The following is a 17602-nucleotide window of genomic DNA, read 5'->3' as shown; positions in this document are numbered from 1 at the left end:
GGAAGATGGCTTCCAACCGACGATGAGCCTTTGGTTGGTTCGGCTGGTGAAAAGAAGGTATTTACTCTATGTATGTTGTTTATGCCAAAATTAATGGTGATGCATACATCTTCCATTTCTGTGGGGTATATGATGACTTATCGATTTTTGCTAAATTCAATTGAAATAAATTTCTTGCAGAAAGATAGAAATCTGCATATTGATTGATTTCGTGCTTTGTTGTTTATGCGTAGAATAGAAGTGCCGTTTTATGATAAATAATATTTATTATCCTGTTGAATTCATTGTTCAGCAAGAGCATAGATACGCATTGTGGGTGGAAGGTGATGGCGGAGATGGTTTTTTAAAGGATGTAGACAGTGGCAGTGTAGTCTATGCAAAGACCAAGTTTAAATTGTATGAAATGTCTGAACGTGAAAAATTGAATGTGAATTTTGAGGAGGTTTTTAAAATAAATGTTGATCTTGTTCGTGGTTTGATAGACTCTATTGATTCATGTGTTGCGGTCGATGCTGGAAAATGCTTTGCTATTCTGGATTTTTTCAATATATCCCAAGATCTGGCAAGGGCTGCTAAGAGGGAAAATGAAGCTGGAGAGGATGTTGTTCTTGGTGATATCTTGGTGAAGTTGTTTGAAGGTTGTGATCTTCCTTCAATGAAAAGGAAAGCTATTTCGCCCTTGTTCAATAACGATGAGATTTTGCAAATGAGATATTCCCATGAAAAATATCGGCAACTGATTGCTGAGAATTTCTCGATATCTTGAATTTGAGTAAAAAATCTATTGCGAGAAAGCAGGATGTTTCGATGGCAGCTGGTGAAAAATGTCCGATTGATGTCGGTAACCATGTCCGGCTGTTGAGTGTGCCTGCCTGGCTGCTGAAAGATCTTCCCAGTGATGAACAGTTGGAAATGCTGTCATACATTGGCAGGATAGCTTGTGTTCAAAGCATTGATGCCCATGGCTATATTTGGCTGGGATTCGGTTCTGCAGTTCAATTTGAAGATTACGGTGAATATGTGGGCCATAGTTTTTGCGTTCTGCCGGAATCGGTGGAGTTGCATTTCTTGAACAGTGAGAGTTGACGGCTGTGATCCTTCATCGGAAATGGCTGTGTCGGTGAGTGGCGGTGATTAGCGAACCAGATGCTCACGCAGCAGCCTGTTCATGCCCGAAAAACAGGATTGGCCTGAGCGTCATTCCTTTTCGCGGACAGAGTCTGAGGGGCTTATGCAGGAAAACGATCCAGGACCGATGAAAAGGCTTCATGCCTTCGCGCCCCAACAAGCGCCGCAAGGGTTATGAAGGATCAATCCCATCGGGCTGGCGCGATGCAAGCGCTGCACCGTTGAAGAGTGTTTGCGCGCCTGCAGGCAAGCCCGCCATCCCATGACCCATACGCCAGAGCGGGTAGACGGTCCGCCGTGATGCTGCGCCCAAGGGCGCCAAAGCCGCGCTCCCCACACAGCTACAGTACAAACCCTAGAATCCCCCGACGACTGCGCCACGCCGCGTTCGCTGTTGCGCCGGCCCACAAGCCGGCCCCAAGAGAGAGCCAAGTCCTCCGATCCCGAAGTCTTGCAGAACGATCTGCCGCTGCACGCTCATCCGTTGCCGTGGTATCCACCGCGCCGTCCTGCTGTTCGATCCCTGGAAAAAAACCATGACTACGCTTGACCAAGCGCAGCCGGGCATGGCCCCTGCTGTTGCGACCGCACGTCCTCTCAACCGACAGGACTACAAGACCCTGGGCCTGTCGGCCCTGGGCGGCACCCTGGAGTTCTACGACTTCGTCGTTTTCGTTTTCTTCGCCAACGTCATCGGCAAGCTGTTCTTCCCGGCCGAGATGCCGGACTGGCTGCGCCAGTTGCAGACGCTGGGCATTTTTGCGGCGGGCTATCTGGCCCGGCCCATCGGCGGCATTCTGATTGCGCACTTTGGCGACATCCTGGGCCGCAAGAAGATGTTCACGCTGTCCATCTTCCTGATGGCCGTGCCCACGCTGGTGATCGGCCTGCTGCCCACCTACGCCTCCATCGGCATTGCCGCGCCGATTTTGCTGCTGGCCATGCGCGTGCTGCAGGGCGCGGCCATTGGTGGCGAGATGCCGGGCGCCTGGGTCTTCGTGGCCGAGCATGCGCCGGCGCGCCACTACGGCTTTGCCATCGGCTCGCTGACTTCGGGCATCACGGGCGGCATTTTCCTGGGCTCCATCATCGGTGTCTGGCTCAACAGCACCTACAGCGCCGAGGAGATCCACGACTGGGCCTGGCGCATGCCCTTCATCCTGGGCGGCGTGTTCGGCCTGGTGTCGGTCTACCTGCGCAAGTTCCTGCATGAGACACCCATCTTCCAGGAGCTGATGGCTCGCAAGCAGGCCGACCGCGAACTACCGCTCAAGACCATCGTGCGCGACCACCGCCAGGCCTGCGTGCTGGTGGCGCTGATGACCTGGGTGCTGTCCACGGCCATCGTGGTGGTGGTGCTGTTCACGCCGGCCTATCTGCAGAAGGTCTTCCACATCGACGCGGCCCTGGCCATGAAGGCCAATGCCGTGGCCACGGTGACGCTGACGCTGGGCTGCGTGTTCTGGGGCTGGCTGTCCGACAAGATGAGCACGCGTGTGGCCATGGTCACGGGCTGGCTGGGCATGACGGTGACGGCCTATGCGTTCTATCTGAACCTGCCGGGCACGGCGTCCTCGCTGGTGTGGAGCTACGCGCTGGTGGGCTTTTTCGTGGGCAGCATTGCGCTGCTGCCGGTGGTGGGCGTGCGCGCCTTCCCAGCCGAGGTGCGTTTCACGGGCCTGTCCTTTGCCTACAACATGGCCTATGCGGTGTTCGGCGGCATGACGCCCATGCTGGTGTCCGTGTGGCAGCAGGTGGATGTGATGGCGCCTGCGCACTATGTGGCGGCCATGGGCATCCTGGGCGCGGCCATCGGCTTCTGGCCCCTGGCCTGCCGTGGTTGGCAACCCAGGCGCGGCTGAGCTGGGCAGTGGAATGAAGGGCAGCATGGCTGCCCTTTTTCTTTGGCGCCGCATGGATCGCTGACAATCCTTTCATGAGCACCACGCGACAAGAACTCCTGGCCCACTTCGACGGATTGCTGCAGCCCGAGCGCTTCAAGGACTACGGTCCCAACGGCCTGCAGGTGGAGGGGCGCGGCGAGATCCGCCGCATCGTCAGCGGGGTGACGGCCAGCCGCGCGCTGATCGAGGCGGCCATCGAGGCGCAGGCCGATGCCATCTTCGTGCACCACGGCCTGTTCTGGCGCGGCATGGATGGCCGCATCACGGGCTGGCTCAAGGAGCGCATCCGCCTGCTGCTGGCCCATGACATCAATCTCTTTGCCTACCACCTGCCGCTGGATGCCCATCCGCAATGGGGCAACAACGCGCAGCTGGGCGTGCAGCTGGGGCTTGAGGGCCAGGCAACGTTTGGCGAGCAGAACCTGGGCTGGATGGCCGCGGCGGAGTTTGCCGACGCGGCGGCGCTGGGCAGGCATGTGCAGCAGGCGCTGGGGCGCACGCCTGTCTGCGTGGGGGGAGAGCGACTGCGCCCCATTCACCCCATTCGCCGCATTGCCTGGTGCACGGGCGGCGCACAAGGTTTCTTCGAGGCCGCGATTGCCGCTGGGGCCGATGCCTTCATCACGGGCGAGATTTCCGAGCCGCAGGCGCACCTGGCGCGCGAGACGGGCGTGGCCTTCCTGGCTGCCGGCCACCATGCGACCGAGCGCTATGGTGCGCCGGCCCTGGCGGGGCAGGTGGCATTGGAGCTGGGGCTGGAGCACCGTTTCATCGAGATCGACAATCCGGCCTGATGCTGGCCTGTTATTGGCCCGTTGTTCGCCTACTATCGGCCCGCCCAAGGGGCGAGGCCTTTTGCTGCAAGCGCGGTGCGAATGACCGGCTTGCCTGATCCGGATACCGAAAATGCCTGATTCCACACACCCCCAAGCCGCGATTGCCATCACCCAGGGCGACTCTGCAGGCGTAGGGCCTGAGACCATCGCCAAGGCATTCATGGAAGTGCCCGAGGTCATGCGCGACTGCTTCGTCGTCGGCGAGTTGCAGACGCTGCGCCGGGCAGCCGCCGTGGCGGCGCGTGCGCGCGATGGCGACAACGCCATTCCCATGCCCGTAGCCGTCATCGAGTCGGCTGAGCAACTGTGGCAGGTGCCGCCCCATTGCATCCCTTTGCTGGAGCTGCCCGGGCTGCCCGGTCCTGCGCCCTGGGGCCAGGTGAGTGCCAGCGCCGGTGATGCGGCTGCGCGCTGCGTGGTCTGGGCCGCGCGGGCTGCCTTGCGAGGCGAAATCGCGGCTCTGGTGACGGCGCCCCTGCACAAGGAGGCGCTGCATGCTGCGGGCGTGGACTTTCCTGGTCATACCGAGCTGCTGCAGTTCGAGGCTGCGCAGCATGCGGGTGTGGGCCTGGACCGCATGCCGGTACGCATGATGCTGGCCAACGATGAGCTGCGGACGGTGCTGGTCAGCATCCATACCTCGCTGCGCAAGGCGATCGATGCGGTAACGAAGGACAACCTGCTGCAGACCTTGCGCATCACGCATGAAGCCCTGTCTCGCAGCCTGGGCCGCCCGCCGCGGATCGGTGTGGCAGGGCTGAACCCGCATGCGGGCGAGGGCGGCCTGTTCGGCAGCGAGGAGGTCGAGATCATTGCCCCGGCCATCACCCAGGCGCGCGCCGAGGGCCTGGACGCCCATGGACCTTTTGCGCCCGATACGGTGTTCATGCGCGCCCGCAATGCTCCCGGCCACCCCGGTGAGTTCGACGTGGTGCTGGCCATGTACCACGACCAGGGACTGATTCCCGTGAAGTACCTGGGCGTGGAAAAGGGCGTGAATGTCACATTGGGGCTGCCGCTGGTGCGCACCAGCCCGGACCACGGCACGGCTTTCGATATTGCAGGGCAGGGCCTTGCAGAGGCGAGCAGCCTGATTGAGTCCGTGCGAATGGCGCGCAAATTGGCGGCTTGAATGGCTAGCCCAAGCATCGGGAATCTGCAGTAATGGAAAACGCCCGTGGCAACCATGCCACGGGCGTTTTGATTTGCGTCAAAACACGGATTTCAGCGCTTGAGGCTGTCGCGAATCTCGCGCAGCAGCACGATGTCTTCAGGTGTGACGGGGGCCGGCGCGGGGGCGGCCGGGGCCTCGCGGCGAAGGCGGTTGATCTGCTTGACCATCATGAAAATGATGAAGGCCAGGATGATGAAATTCACCGCCACCGTGATGAAGTTCCCATAGGCAAATACGGGGACGCCGGCCTTCTTGAGGGCATCGAGCGTCATCGCTGTTCCGGGGGGCACGCTGCCCAGCACGACGAACAGATTGGAGAAGTCCAGCTTGCCGAAAACAAGGCCAACGACCGGCATGATCAGGTCGTTTACCACGGAATCGACGATTTTGCCAAACGCTCCGCCGATGATGACGCCCACGGCGAGATCTACCACGTTTCCCTTAACTGCGAACTCACGAAATTCCTGCATCATGCCCATGGCTGGCTCCATCTGGAAAGAGTTTGAGATAGCGCAGTATTGCGCGGCTTTGGAGCCTGTCAATGTCGGAGTCGGTATGGAATAACCATACTCGCCCCGCTACAATTTATTGTTGACCCCAACTCAAGCGACGTAGTTCGAGGAACCCCATGAGTGACACTCCAATCGACTCCAGCAAGCGGACGTGGATCATCACGTCGGCGTGTGCTGGCGCGGTGGGCGGCGTGGCGACAGCCGTCCCGTTCGTGAGCACCTTCCAGCCATCCGAGAAGGCCAAGGCCGCCGGGGCTGCAGTGGAGGTCGATATCTCCGCACTCAAGGACGGCGAGAAGCTCACGGTCGAGTGGCGCGGCAAGCCAGTCTGGATCATCAAGCGCACGCCGGAACAGATCAAGGAACTGCCCGAGCTGGACAGCCAGCTGGCCGATCCCCAGTCCAAGCGCCACCCTGAAGAGTTCACGCCGCCCTACGCGATGAATGAAGCCCGCTCGATCAAGCCCGAAGTGCTGGTCGTCGTCGGCATCTGCACGCACCTGGGCTGCTCGCCTTCCGACAAGTTCCAGCCCGGCGCGCAGCCTTCGCTGCCCAATGACTGGAAGGGCGGCTTCCTGTGCCCCTGCCATGGCTCGACTTTTGACATGGCTGGCCGTGTCTTCAAGAACAAGCCGGCCCCCGACAACCTGCAGGTGCCACCGCACATGTACCTGTCGGAGACCAAGCTCCTCATCGGTGAAGACAAGGCTTGAGGGAGACAAGAACAATGGCCCACGAATTCAAGGACATCGATCCGAACGCGCCTGCGGGCGCCAAGCTCACGAACTGGTTCGAGAACCGTTTTCCAACGGCTTTCGACGCCTACCGTGTGCACATGTCGGAGTACTACGCTCCGAAGAACTTCAACTTCTGGTACATCTTCGGCTCGCTGGCACTGCTGGTGCTGGTGATCCAGATCGTCACCGGCATCTTCCTGGTGATGCACTACAAGCCGGACGCCGAGAAGGCGTTCGCCTCGGTCGAGTACATCATGCGCGATGTGCCCTGGGGCTGGCTGATCCGCTACATGCACTCCACGGGCGCGTCGGCCTTCTTCGTCGTGGTCTATCTGCACATGTTCCGCGGCCTTCTGTACGGTTCGTACCGCAAGCCGCGCGAACTGGTCTGGATCTTCGGCTGCGCCATCTTCCTGGTGCTGATGGCCGAGGCCTTCATGGGCTACCTGCTGCCCTGGGGCCAGATGTCGTACTGGGGCGCCCAGGTGATCGTGAACCTGTTCTCGGCGATCCCCTTCATCGGCCCGGACCTGGCGCTGCTGATCCGTGGCGACTACGTGGTGGGCGATGCCACGCTCAACCGCTTCTTCAGCTTCCACGTGATCGCCGTGCCCCTGGTGCTGCTGGGCCTGGTCGTGGCCCACTTGCTGGCGCTGCACGACGTGGGCTCCAACAATCCGGACGGCATCGAGATCAAGGGCCCCAACGCGCCCAAGGACGCCAAGGGCCATCCGCTGGACGGCATCCCCTTCCATCCCTACTACACGGTGCACGACATCTTTGGCGTGACGGTGTTCCTGTTCCTGTTCTCGGCCGTGGTGTTCTTCGCGCCCGAGTTCGGCGGCTACTTCCTGGAGTACAACAACTTCATCCCGGCCGATCCGCTGAAGACGCCTTCGCACATTGCGCCGGTCTGGTACTTCACGCCGTTCTACTCGATGCTGCGTGCCATCACCAGCGAGATGATGTATGTGCTGATCGCCTGCGTGTTGCTGGGTGCGGGCTTTGGCGTGCTCAAGTCGCGCCTGCCGGTAGCCGTCAAGGGCGTGGTCGCCATCGTGGCCCTGGGCGTCATCGCCATGATGCTGTCCATCGACGCCAAGTTCTGGGGCGTGCTGGTGATGGGTGGCGCCGTGATCATCCTGTTCGCGCTGCCCTGGCTCGATTGCAGCCCGGTCAAGTCCATTCGCTACCGTCCGAGCTGGCACAAGTACCTCTACGGCATCTTCGTGATCAACTTCGTGATCCTGGCCTATCTCGGTGTGCAGCCGCCGTCGCCCATCGGCGAGCGCGTGTCCCAGGTCGGAACGCTGTTCTACTTCGGCTTCTTCCTGCTGATGCCCTGGTGGAGCCGCCTGGGCAAGACCAAACCCGTTCCCGATCGTGTGACGTTCAAGCCGCACTGAAGCTGGAGAGAACAACAATGAAGAAACTGATTCTCACGTTGATCGCGGCCCTGGGCATCATGACCGGTGCACAGGCTTCCGAAGGCGGTATCGCCTGGGACAAGGCCCCGGGCAAGACCAATGACACGGCATCGCTGCAAAACGGCGCCAAGCTGTTCGTCAACTACTGCCTGAGCTGCCACTCGGCCGCATTCATGCGCTTCAACCGGCTGCAGGACATCGGGCTGACCGAGCAGGAAATCAAGGACAACCTGCTGTTCACCACCGACAAGGTGGGCGAGACCATGAAGGCGGCCATCAACCCGAAGGAAGCCAAGGAGTGGTTCGGTGCCAATCCGCCGGATCTGACGGTGATCGCGCGCTCGCGCGCAGGCCACAACGGCACGGGTGCCGACTATCTCTACACCTTCCTGCGCACCTTCTACCGCGATGACACCAAGGCCACGGGCTGGAACAACCTGGCCTTCCCCAGCGTGGGCATGCCCCATGCACTGTGGCAACTGCAGGGCGAGCGCCGTGCCATCTTCGAAGAAGCCGAGGAGCACGGCGTGAAGACCCAGGTTTTCAAGGGGTGGGAGCAGGTCTCTCCCGGCTCCATGAGCCCAGTGCAGTACGATCAGGCAGTTGGCGATCTGGTGAACTACCTGCAATGGATGGGTGAGCCGGCACAGAACAGCCGCATCCGCATTGGCGTGGGCGTGCTGCTTTTCCTGGCGGTCTTCATCTTCATTGCATGGCGCCTCAACGCCGCGTTCTGGAAAGACGTCAAATAAAACCGTGACTGCAGAAGGTCGTGCAAGCGATTGCGCGGCTGAACTGTGTGCAGAGTGGGCGCCGCGAGCGACCCACTCTTTTTGATTTTTAGGAGCCTCCACCATGATGGTGCTTTATTCGGGAACGACCTGCCCCTTTTCACACCGTTGCCGTTTCGTCCTGTTCGAAAAAGGCATGGACTTCGAGATCCGCGATGTGGACCTGTTCAGCAAGCCTGAAGACATCAGCGTGATGAACCCGTACGGCCAGGTGCCCATCCTGGTCGAGCGCGACCTGATCCTGTACGAATCGAACATCATCAACGAGTACATCGACGAGCGCTTCCCGCATCCCCAGCTGATGCCCGGCGACCCGGTGGACCGCGCCCGCGTGCGCCTGTTCCTGCTGAACTTCGAGAAGGAACTGTTCGTGCACGTGAGCACGCTCGAGGAGCGCAACGTCAAGGGCAACGAAAAGGCCATCGAAAAGGCGCGCGCCCACATCCGCGACCGCCTGACGCAACTGGCTCCCGTGTTCCTCAAGAACAAGTACATGCTGGGCGAGAACTTCTCCATGCTGGACGTGGCCATTGCCCCGCTGCTGTGGCGCCTGGACTACTACGGCATCGAGGTTTCCAAGAACGCCGCCCCGCTGCTCAAGTACGCCGAGCGCATCTTCTCGCGCCCTGCCTACATCGAAGCGCTGACGCCTTCCGAGAAGGTGATGCGCAAGTAATTCGCATCGGTTGACGACTGATTGCGCGGGCAGGGAAGGCGGTCAACCGGTCGCCATATCCTGCCCGTTTTCGTATTACGACCACTCTTTTCCTGGGATCGTCATGACTGCCCCCGAAGCAACTTCCACCCGCCCCTACCTGATCCGGGCCCTGTACGAGTGGTGCACCGACAACGGCTTCACACCCCACATCGCAGTGCGCGTGGACCGCAACGTGCAGGTGCCGCGCGAGTTCGTGCGCGACGGCGAGATCGTGCTCAACGTCAGCTACGACGCCACCAGCGGCCTGCAGATGGGCAATGACTTCATCAGCTTCACGGCCCGCTTTGGCGGCAAGCCACGCGAAATCATGGTGCCTGTCGAGCAGGTGATGGCCATCTACGCACGGGAGACCGGGCAAGGCATGGCTTTCCCGGCGCCGGAGTCGGATGCCGACGCCGACAACGAAGTTTCGATGGAGCAGGAATCCGATGAGCCCGTGTCGCAGGACGCAGTTGCTGAAGTGCCGGCCGAGCCCGCTGCCGACGAACGCGTGGTGCAGCTGGTGAGTATCCAGAACGAGGGCGATGATGAAGAGCCCCCGCGCACGCCGCCGCCCTCGGGCACGCGGCCCTCGCTGAAGCTGGTGAAGTAGGTTTTTCGTACCCTGGGCCTGCGATCACGCGCGCAAGCGTGTTCGCAGACGCCGGGAACGGCTGAAGCGGTCTTTTTCTGCGCTAGAATTCGTGCTTCGCCGGTTTAGCTCAGTTGGTAGAGCACCCGCCTTGTAAGCGGTAGGTCGTCAGTTCGAATCCGACAACCGGCACCAAAAGGTCTCCTTCGGAGGCCTTTTTTCATTGCTTTCTTCATTTCCGGCCGCGTTTGTTTCAGCGGCCGATCAGGCCTGCACTTTGAGCCGGATCTCGGTCACATCCCACCCCTTGGTGCGCAGGTGGGCGGCCATGGCGGGAAGCAACTGGCGGATCTTGGCGGCTGCCGCATTGTTTCGCACCAGCAGGCACCAGGTGCTGCCCTCGATGGGGCCTGCCTGCAGGCTGGCGCGCAGCAGCGGCGGCACCAGGGGCAGGATGGCCGTCAGGCGATTGCTGGAGTCCCGGGTGAGCTGTGCGAGCCGCGCCAGCGTGGGCGAGTTCTCGACGGCGTGCAGGGCGGTGACGGCGTGGTGGCGGCGTGTGAAGGTCATGGGCTTGAAGGGCTGGACTGGCAGCGTTGGCATGCGCCGGCCCGGAGGGTCGTTATAGCAGCATCTGCGGGGTGGCGCGGGTCCGGGGATTCGGGTTCGGGGCTGTGCGGCTGCATGCGTCGGCCTGCCTGAGAGAGGGTTGGACAGAGGCAGTTAGAATCAATTGTTCGGTTCTCGCTTCGGCCCGGTCGCATGTGTTCTTCAGAAGAGCACTTGCAGGCAGGTGGAGCGGCCCCATCTGAAATCCAACAATCTAGGGATTCCAGGCACACCGCAGTCCGCTTCAGCGGGCGGCGGTGTGTCTTTTTCGCATGGCCACCAACTTCCTCACCAAACTATTCGGCAGCCGAAACGATCGGCTTCTCAAGCAATACCGCAAGACGGTTGTTCGCATCAATGCGATGGAGCCCGACTACGAGAAGCTCAGCGACGAGGCTCTGCGTGCAAAGACGCAGGAGTTCAAGGAACGTGTGGCCAAGGGCGAGTCGCTGGACGACCTGCTGCCCGAAGCCTTCGCCGTGGTGCGCGAGGGCTCCAAGCGCGTCATGAAGATGCGCCACTTCGACGTTCAGCTGCTGGGCGGCATGGCGCTGCACTACGGCAAGATCGCCGAAATGCGCACCGGCGAAGGCAAGACGCTGACCGCCACGCTGCCGGTCTACCTGAACGCACTGTCGGGCAATGGCGTGCACGTGGTGACCGTGAACGACTATCTGGCCAATCGCGATGCGACCTGGATGGCCAAGCTGTACAACTTCCTCGGACTGTCGGTGGGCATCAACCTGCCCAACATGCCGCGCGAGGAAAAGCAGGCCGCCTACAACAGCGACATCACCTACGGCACGAACAACGAATACGGCTTCGACTACTTGCGCGACAACATGGTCTACGAGTCGGGCGACCGCGTTCAGCGCGTGCTCAACTACGCCATCGTTGACGAGGTGGACTCCATCCTGATCGATGAGGCCCGCACGCCGCTGATCATCAGCGGCCAGGCCGAAGACCACACGGCCATGTACGTGGCCATGAACAAGATCGTTCCCAACCTGGTGCGCCAGGAAGGCGAGGCCGACCCGCGCACCGGCGAAGGCGTGACCAAGCCCGGCGACTTCACCGTGGACGAGAAGAGCCACCAGGTGTTCCTGACCGACCAGGGTTACGAGGCCGCAGAGCGCCTGCTGGGCCACGCCGGCATGATTGCCGAGGGCGCCTCGCTGTACGACCCGGCCAACATCACCCTGGTCCACCATCTCTACGCGGCGCTGCGTGCCAACAACCTCTACCACCGTGACCAGCACTATGTGGTGCAGAACGGCGAGATCGTCATCGTTGACGAGTTCACGGGCCGCCTGATGGCAGGCCGGCGCTGGAGCGACGGCCTGCACCAGGCGGTCGAGGCCAAGGAAGGCGTGACCATCCAGGCCGAGAACCAGACCATGGCCTCGATCACCTTCCAGAACTACTTCCGTCTCTACGGCAAGCTGGCTGGCATGACGGGCACGGCCGATACTGAGGCCTACGAATTCCAGGAAATCTATGGTCTCGAGACCATGGTGATTCCGCCCAACCGTCCCAGCAAGCGCGACGACCAGCTCGACCGTGTCTACAAGACCACGCGCGAGAAGTACGAGGCGGCGATCCGCGATATCCGTGAATGCTATGAGCGCGGCCAGCCCGTGCTGGTGGGCACGACTTCGATTGAGAACTCCGAAATCATCGACGAGCTGCTCAACAAGGAAAACCTGCCCCACCAGGTGCTCAACGCCAAGCAGCACGAGCGCGAGGCCGACATCGTGGCCCAGGCCGGTCGTCCCGGCATGATCACCATCGCCACCAACATGGCCGGCCGCGGCACCGACATCGTGCTGGGCGGCAACATCGAAAAGCAGGTGGCTGCTGTCGAGGCCGATGAATCCCTGTCCGAAGCCGAACGTCAGCAGCGCATCGAACAAATGCGCGCCGACTGGAAGATCGAGCACGACAAGGTCTCGGCCCTGGGTGGCCTGCGCATCATCGCCACGGAGCGCCATGAATCGCGCCGTATCGACAACCAGCTGCGTGGCCGTTCGGGCCGCCAGGGCGATCCCGGCTCCTCGCGCTTTTACCTGAGCCTGGACGATGCGCTGATGCGCATCTTCGCTGGCGACCGTGTGCGCGCCATCATGGACCGCCTGAAGATGCCCGATGGCGAAGCCATCGAAGCCGGCATCGTGACCCGCTCCATCGAAGGCGCTCAGCGCAAGGTCGAGGCCCGCAACTTCGACATCCGCAAGCAGCTGCTCGAATACGACGACGTGTCCAACGACCAGCGCAAGGTGATCTACCAGCAGCGCAACGAGATCCTCGACGCCTCGGACCTGTACGAGATGATCACGGTGATGCGCGACGACGTGGTGTCCGATCTGGTGCGCCAGTACGTTCCTGCCGAGTCCATGGAAGAGCAGTGGGACCTGGCCGGTCTGGAAAAGGCGCTGGAAAGCGAATGGCGCATCCAGCTGCCGCTGCAGTCGCAGGTGCAGTCCGCGCATGCCATCACCGACGAGGAAATCCTCGAAAAGGTACTGCAGGCCGCCCGCGAAGTGTTCGATGCCAAGGTCGAGCTGATCGGCCGCGAGAACTTCACGCAATTCCAGCGCGCCGTTCTGCTGCAAAGCTTCGACACCAACTGGCGTGACCACCTGTCTGCACTCGACTATCTGCGCCAGGGCATCCACCTGCGCGGCTATGCGCAAAAGCAGCCCAAGCAGGAATACAAGCGCGAGGCCTTCGAGCTGTTCCGCCAGCTCATCGACCAGGTCAAGACCGAAGTCACGCGCGTGCTGATGACCGTGCAGGTGCAGTCGCGCGAACAGGTGGAGCAGGCCACCGAGGCCCTGGAGCAGCGCAGCGCCCACAGCCTGGAGCACATGACCTATGGCGCTCCGTCGGATGGCGACATCGGTGGCTCCGTCGAAGACGAGCCGCTGGAGCTGCCCGAAGGCGCTCGCGTGGGCCGCAATGATCCCTGCCCCTGCGGCAGCGGCAAGAAGTACAAGCAGTGCCACGGCAAGCTGTCGTGATGCGGCGGGCGTCGTAAGACACCGCAAGACACGGAAAACGGCACGGATGCACTCCGTGCCGTTTTCTTTTTTAAAGTCGATGAAATACGTGCCGCTCCGGTTTGTTCCGATAATGGAGCGCGTTTTTCTTTCACTGTAGGAAGCCCCTCAATGCCTGTGAATCTCTCCGCTCCCGTGCACGCCGACCTGTTGGCGATCAACGGCGTTCGCATCGGCGTCACCGAAGCCGGTGTGCGCAAGGCCAACCGCAAGGACCTGTCCGTGTTCCTGCTCGACGAGGGCGCTTCGGTGGCTGGCGTATTCACGCAGAACCGTTTCTGCGCAGCGCCTGTGCAGGTCAGCCGCGAGCATCTGGTTCAGACAGCGGGCGCCATCCGTGCCATGGTCATCAACACAGGCAATGCCAATGCGGGCACTGGCGCCGACGGCCTGGCACGTGCGCGCCGTACCTGCGCAGATCTGGCAGCGCTGCTGCAGCTCAAGCCCGAGCAGATCCTGCCGTTCTCCACTGGCGTGATCATGGAAGAGCTGCCTGTGGACCGCATTGCAGCCGGCCTGCCGGCCGCCATTGCCGCAGCCAAGGCCGACAACTGGGGCACGGCTGCCGAGGGCATCATGACCACCGACACCCTGCCCAAGGCCTTCAGCCGGGCCGTGGACATTGGCGGCAAGCGCGTGAGCATCACCGGCATCAGCAAGGGCGCGGGCATGATCCGCCCCAACATGGCGACCATGCTGGGCTTTCTGGCCACCGATGCGGCCATCGCTCCCGAGCTGCTGCAGCCCCTGGTCAAGGAACTGGCCGACGGCTCGTTCAACCGCGTGACCATCGACGGCGACACATCGACCAACGATTCCTTTGTGCTGGTGGCCACGCACAAGGCCGGCAATGCGCAGATCACTTCGCTGACCAGCGCCGAAGGCCAGGCCCTGAAGGCTGCATTGCTGGACGTGTCGCGTCTGCTGGCCCAGGCCATCGTGCGCGATGGCGAAGGCGCCACCAAGTTCATCACCATCAAGGTGGAAGGTGGCAAGACCGAGGTCGAGTGCCGCCTGGTGGCCTATTCCATCGCGCATTCGCCCCTGGTCAAGACGGCGTTCTTTGCCAGCGACCCGAATCTGGGCCGCATCCTCGCGGCGGTGGGCTATGCTAGCATCGACGATCTGGACCAGACCAAGATCGACCTGTACCTGAACGATGTGCATGTCGCAGTCAATGGCGGCCGCAACCCTGCCTATCAGGAGGAAGACGGCCAGCGCGTGATGAAGCAGCAGGAGATCATCGTGCGCGTGCTACTGGGCCGAGGGGAGGCCGAGCAGACCGTGTGGACCTGCGATCTGAGCCACGACTACGTGAGCATCAACGCCGACTACCGCTCCTGACTCTCCACCCACCGTGCCGCCGGCAGCCGCAGGCCCTGTGCCTGGCTGCTGCCAGCTTTCAATGGCGGCCGGCGCGCAAAAGCTCTGGCGTTGGCATGAGATCCATCTCGATTCCCGGGCATATCCAGCGTCGGTGGCCGTGAGATCCGTATTCGAGAGACATCCATGACATTGCCCACAGAAGCCGTCGCCGCCCCCTTGCTGCAATTGGTGCAGCGCGCCGAGCAGCTGATGCAGCGCATCGAGGCCATCCTGCCCCAGCCGCTGCAATCCCCCGCAGACTGGAATACCGCGATCGCCTGGCGCTATCGCAAGCGCGCCAACGGCTGCGGCCTGCTGGAGCCCGTGCGCCACGTCGGCGCCATGCAACTGTCCGACCTGCAGAACATCGACGTGCAAAAGGACAAGATCGCGCGCAATACCGAGCAGTTCGTGACCGGCCGCACGGCCAACAACGTGCTGCTCACCGGCGCGCGCGGCACGGGCAAATCCTCGCTGATTCGTGCCTGCCTGCATGCCTTTGCGTCGCAGGGCCTGCGCCTGATCGAGGTGGACAAGGCCGATCTGACGGACCTGCCCGACATCGTCGATGTGGTGGCCGGCCGGCCCGAGAAGTTCATTATCTATTGCGACGATCTGAGCTTTGAGGAAGGCGAGCCTGGCTACAAGGCCCTGAAGTCCATTCTGGATGGATCGGTCAGCGCCGCCAGCCCGAACGTGCTGGTCTATGCGACCAGCAATCGCCGCCATCTGCTGCCGGAGTACCAGTCCGAGAATCTGACCTACCAGCGCGGCGAGGATGGCGAGCTGCATCCCGGCGAGGTGATTGAGGAAAAGATCTCGCTGTCCGAGCGCTTCGGCCTGTGGGTGAGCTTCTATCCCTTCAGCCAGGACGAGTACCTGCGCGTGGTGGCTCAATGGCTGGAGGCCCTGGGACTGGACCAGGCCACGATCGAGGCCGCGCGTCCTGAGGCTCTGGTCTGGGCGCTGGAGCGTGGCTCGCGCAGCGGCCGTGTGGCCCATCAGTTCGCCCGTGACTATGCGGGCCGCGCCGAGCGCCCGAACCAGCGCCAGACCGGCATCGCCGATGTCCAAGGGCTGGCCGAAGAGGCCGAGCTCTGACAAGCCTGCTGCCCGGCCTTGGGGCCGGGCGGTTTTTTGCGAAAGATCAAGTGACTGAAAAAGAAATCTCTCTGAACGCCGGCGCCGATGCTGCCCAGTCTCAACCGCCGTCTCAAGCGCCGGCCCAGCGCAAGCACACCGAAGTCGCCGTTGGCGTGCTCCTGCGCGAGTCCGATGGCGCGCTGCTGATCACCAGCCGGCCGCCTGGCAAGCCCTATGCCGGCTATTGGGAGTTCCCTGGCGGGAAGATCGAATCCGGCGAAACCGTGGAGCAGGCATTGCGTCGCGAGCTTCAGGAAGAGCTGGGCGTCGAGATCGCTGCAGCCCCCGTCTGGAAGGTGACCGAGCATGACTATCCGCATGCCCTGGTGCGCCTGCACTGGTGCAAGATCACGCGTTGGAGCGGGGAGTTCGAGATGCGAGAAGGCCAGCAGATGGCCTGGCAGCAACTTCCGCTACAGGTGCAGCCGGTGTTGCCTGGCGCCTATCCGGTGCTGCAATGGCTCAGCGAGGAACGTGGGCTGCCTTTTGATGCCGGCTTCTACGAGGCAGGCCAGCCGAAAGTCTGATCAGGCCTGATCAGGGTTCAGTGCGAGGGTCGCCGAATGGCGAATCCTCGGGAGGCATGGGCGCAGGCACGCGGAATTCCTCGTTGGCCCAGGCGCCCAGGTCGATCTGGTAGCAGCGCTCGCTGCAAAAGGGCCGAAAGCGGTTGGCCGGCGCGAACAGGCTGGGGCCGCTGCAGGTCGGGCAGCGCACCGTGGGCCCAGCGGATGCGGATGATGCATCGACAGAGTGCGTGGCTTTCGTGGACATGCCGGCAGTCTTTTCCATCAGCTGCAAAGCGTGACCTCGAACGAGGCATCTTCGCTGCAAGGCTGGGGTTTGGCGCCGCTCTCGGGGCGAAGCAGGCGCACAGAAACCAGCAGGCGGTTGCCGCTGATTTCCGGAACAAGATTCAACGCAGGGTCTATGCGAAGGCGCAGCAGCTGAAAGCTGCGACCGGGCGGCATGGCCTGCTGGAACACGCCTTTTTCTGCGGCCACCCATTGCGGCACGCCGGTTTCGCGCAGCATCTTGAGCAGCAGCTGCAGCGACTGACCCAGCGGGGTCAGTGTGCTGGCCCAGTCCTCCAGATCACGCAGGCGCACCTGGGGGTCATGGAACTGCCAGGCGTGATAGGCCGGCAAATCGAAACCGCAGGTGCCGCCAGGGATGCCGATGCGGCTGCGCACGGCCATCAGCCATTCGTTGTCGGTCAGGGACTGGCCGGCCTTTCCGTTCTGGGCGTTGAGCTGGGCAAAGCACTGCTCCACATGGCGGGACACCTGGTCGAGCATGTGCTCGGCGATATCGGGGTTGCCGCGCAGGCTGTCGAGCAGGCTCTTGTGGCGTTCGAGGTCTTTGAGCACGTCCGTCTTCAGGTCGGTGCGTGCTGCCACGTCCATGATCTCGAAGATGGTGACCAGCGCGAAATGGTGATCGATGGAATGAGCGCGCGACAGCAGCTCGCCCAGGCGGCGATACAGCTGCTCCAGCCTGAGGTAGGTCCTCAGGCGCTCATTGAAAGGATATTCGTACAGGATCACGCTTGCTGGGCTCCTCGGGGTGCTCAGGAATCAGCTGTCTACGTCGTGCACATGCTGAATTACACGCACAGGCCAAGCCAT

General features: G+C 61.9%; 18 protein-coding genes and 1 tRNA gene. 15 read left to right on the top strand and 4 right to left on the bottom strand.

Going from position 1 to position 17602, the window contains the following annotated elements:
• Nucleotides 1-250: 250 nt before the first annotated feature.
• From DACI_RS32295 to pdxA, 5 genes are all read left to right on the top strand, one after another.
• Nucleotides 251-766 carry a hypothetical protein gene (locus tag DACI_RS32295; protein ID WP_157059707.1) on the top strand — a complete coding sequence of 172 codons (516 nt, stop codon included), beginning with the start codon at nt 251-253 and terminating at the stop codon, nt 764-766.
• On the top strand, nt 763-1086 hold the full coding sequence (locus DACI_RS32290; RefSeq protein WP_157059706.1) for a hypothetical protein: 324 nt from the start codon (nt 763-765) through the stop codon (nt 1084-1086). The genes DACI_RS32295 and DACI_RS32290 overlap by 4 nt, the downstream gene beginning before the upstream one ends.
• 578 nt (nt 1087-1664) lie before the next feature.
• The gene (locus tag DACI_RS27870; protein WP_012207305.1) at nt 1665-2990 is read left to right on the top strand and encodes an MFS transporter; all 1326 of its coding nucleotides are present in this window, start codon (nt 1665-1667) and stop codon (nt 2988-2990) included.
• 74 nt (nt 2991-3064) lie between these two features.
• Nucleotides 3065-3826, top strand: coding sequence for a Nif3-like dinuclear metal center hexameric protein (locus DACI_RS27865; protein ID WP_012207304.1), 762 nt, complete (start codon nt 3065-3067; stop codon nt 3824-3826).
• Between the two features lie 112 nt (nt 3827-3938).
• The gene (gene pdxA / locus DACI_RS27860) at nt 3939-5000 is read left to right on the top strand and encodes a 4-hydroxythreonine-4-phosphate dehydrogenase PdxA (protein ID WP_012207303.1); all 1062 of its coding nucleotides are present in this window, start codon (nt 3939-3941) and stop codon (nt 4998-5000) included.
• 92 nt (nt 5001-5092) lie between these two features.
• Here the strand turns inward: pdxA and mscL are convergent, their stop codons facing one another.
• Nucleotides 5093-5521 carry a large conductance mechanosensitive channel protein MscL gene (mscL, locus tag DACI_RS27855; RefSeq protein WP_012207302.1) on the bottom strand — a complete coding sequence of 143 codons (429 nt, stop codon included), beginning with the start codon at nt 5519-5521 and terminating at the stop codon, nt 5093-5095.
• Between the two features lie 149 nt (nt 5522-5670).
• On the opposite strand from mscL, the gene petA reads away from it, so the two are divergent.
• The 6 genes from petA to DACI_RS27825 all read left to right on the top strand — a co-directional run bounded on the left by petA (nt 5671) and on the right by DACI_RS27825 (nt 9993).
• Nucleotides 5671-6267: a ubiquinol-cytochrome c reductase iron-sulfur subunit gene (gene petA / locus DACI_RS27850; protein ID WP_012207301.1), complete on the top strand. Its 597-nt coding sequence runs from the start codon at nt 5671-5673 to the stop codon at nt 6265-6267.
• Between the two features lie 14 nt (nt 6268-6281).
• The gene (locus tag DACI_RS27845; protein ID WP_012207300.1) at nt 6282-7697 is read left to right on the top strand and encodes a cytochrome b; all 1416 of its coding nucleotides are present in this window, start codon (nt 6282-6284) and stop codon (nt 7695-7697) included.
• Between the two features lie 17 nt (nt 7698-7714).
• Entirely contained in the window at nt 7715-8470 is a 756-nt protein-coding gene (locus DACI_RS27840; protein ID WP_012207299.1) for a cytochrome c1, read from the top strand.
• A gap of 103 nt (nt 8471-8573) precedes the next feature.
• Nucleotides 8574-9185 carry a glutathione S-transferase N-terminal domain-containing protein gene (locus DACI_RS27835; RefSeq protein ID WP_012207298.1) on the top strand — a complete coding sequence of 204 codons (612 nt, stop codon included), beginning with the start codon at nt 8574-8576 and terminating at the stop codon, nt 9183-9185.
• Between the two features lie 103 nt (nt 9186-9288).
• Nucleotides 9289-9819: a ClpXP protease specificity-enhancing factor gene (locus DACI_RS27830; RefSeq protein ID WP_012207297.1), complete on the top strand. Its 531-nt coding sequence runs from the start codon at nt 9289-9291 to the stop codon at nt 9817-9819.
• A gap of 98 nt (nt 9820-9917) precedes the next feature.
• A tRNA-Thr gene (locus DACI_RS27825) sits at nt 9918-9993 on the top strand.
• A gap of 69 nt (nt 9994-10062) precedes the next feature.
• Here the strand turns inward: DACI_RS27825 and DACI_RS27820 are convergent.
• Nucleotides 10063-10368 carry a hypothetical protein gene (locus tag DACI_RS27820; RefSeq protein ID WP_034396930.1) on the bottom strand — a complete coding sequence of 102 codons (306 nt, stop codon included), beginning with the start codon at nt 10366-10368 and terminating at the stop codon, nt 10063-10065.
• A gap of 311 nt (nt 10369-10679) precedes the next feature.
• Here DACI_RS27820 and secA point away from each other — a divergent pair, with 311 nt between their 5' ends.
• The 4 genes from secA (at nt 10680) to DACI_RS27800 (ending at nt 16501) form a co-directional block, all read left to right on the top strand.
• Complete coding sequence (secA, locus tag DACI_RS27815) at nt 10680-13427, top strand: preprotein translocase subunit SecA (protein ID WP_012207295.1); 2748 nt, start codon at nt 10680-10682, stop codon at nt 13425-13427.
• Between the two features lie 150 nt (nt 13428-13577).
• Nucleotides 13578-14810, top strand: coding sequence for a bifunctional glutamate N-acetyltransferase/amino-acid acetyltransferase ArgJ (gene argJ / locus DACI_RS27810; protein ID WP_012207294.1), 1233 nt, complete (start codon nt 13578-13580; stop codon nt 14808-14810).
• Between the two features lie 165 nt (nt 14811-14975).
• Nucleotides 14976-15932 carry an ATP-binding protein gene (locus DACI_RS27805; protein ID WP_012207293.1) on the top strand — a complete coding sequence of 319 codons (957 nt, stop codon included), beginning with the start codon at nt 14976-14978 and terminating at the stop codon, nt 15930-15932.
• A 50-nt stretch (nt 15933-15982) separates the two neighbouring features.
• Nucleotides 15983-16501 carry a (deoxy)nucleoside triphosphate pyrophosphohydrolase gene (locus DACI_RS27800; protein WP_012207292.1) on the top strand — a complete coding sequence of 173 codons (519 nt, stop codon included), beginning with the start codon at nt 15983-15985 and terminating at the stop codon, nt 16499-16501.
• A gap of 10 nt (nt 16502-16511) precedes the next feature.
• On the opposite strand, the gene DACI_RS27795 is transcribed toward DACI_RS27800, so the two are convergent.
• The gene (locus DACI_RS27795) at nt 16512-16748 is read right to left on the bottom strand and encodes a DNA gyrase inhibitor YacG (RefSeq protein ID WP_085930583.1); all 237 of its coding nucleotides are present in this window, start codon (nt 16746-16748) and stop codon (nt 16512-16514) included.
• Nucleotides 16749-16765: 17 nt separating this feature from the next.
• On the bottom strand, nt 16766-17521 hold the full coding sequence (zapD, locus tag DACI_RS27790; protein ID WP_012207290.1) for a cell division protein ZapD: 756 nt from the start codon (nt 17519-17521) through the stop codon (nt 16766-16768).
• Nucleotides 17522-17602 lie beyond the last annotated feature (81 nt).

The organism is Delftia acidovorans SPH-1 (assembly GCF_000018665.1).
Lineage (GTDB): Bacteria > Pseudomonadota > Gammaproteobacteria > Burkholderiales > Burkholderiaceae_C > Comamonas > Comamonas acidovorans.
The sequence above is the reverse complement of the archived record's forward strand: the minus strand, read 5'-3'. Positions and strand labels throughout refer to the sequence as shown.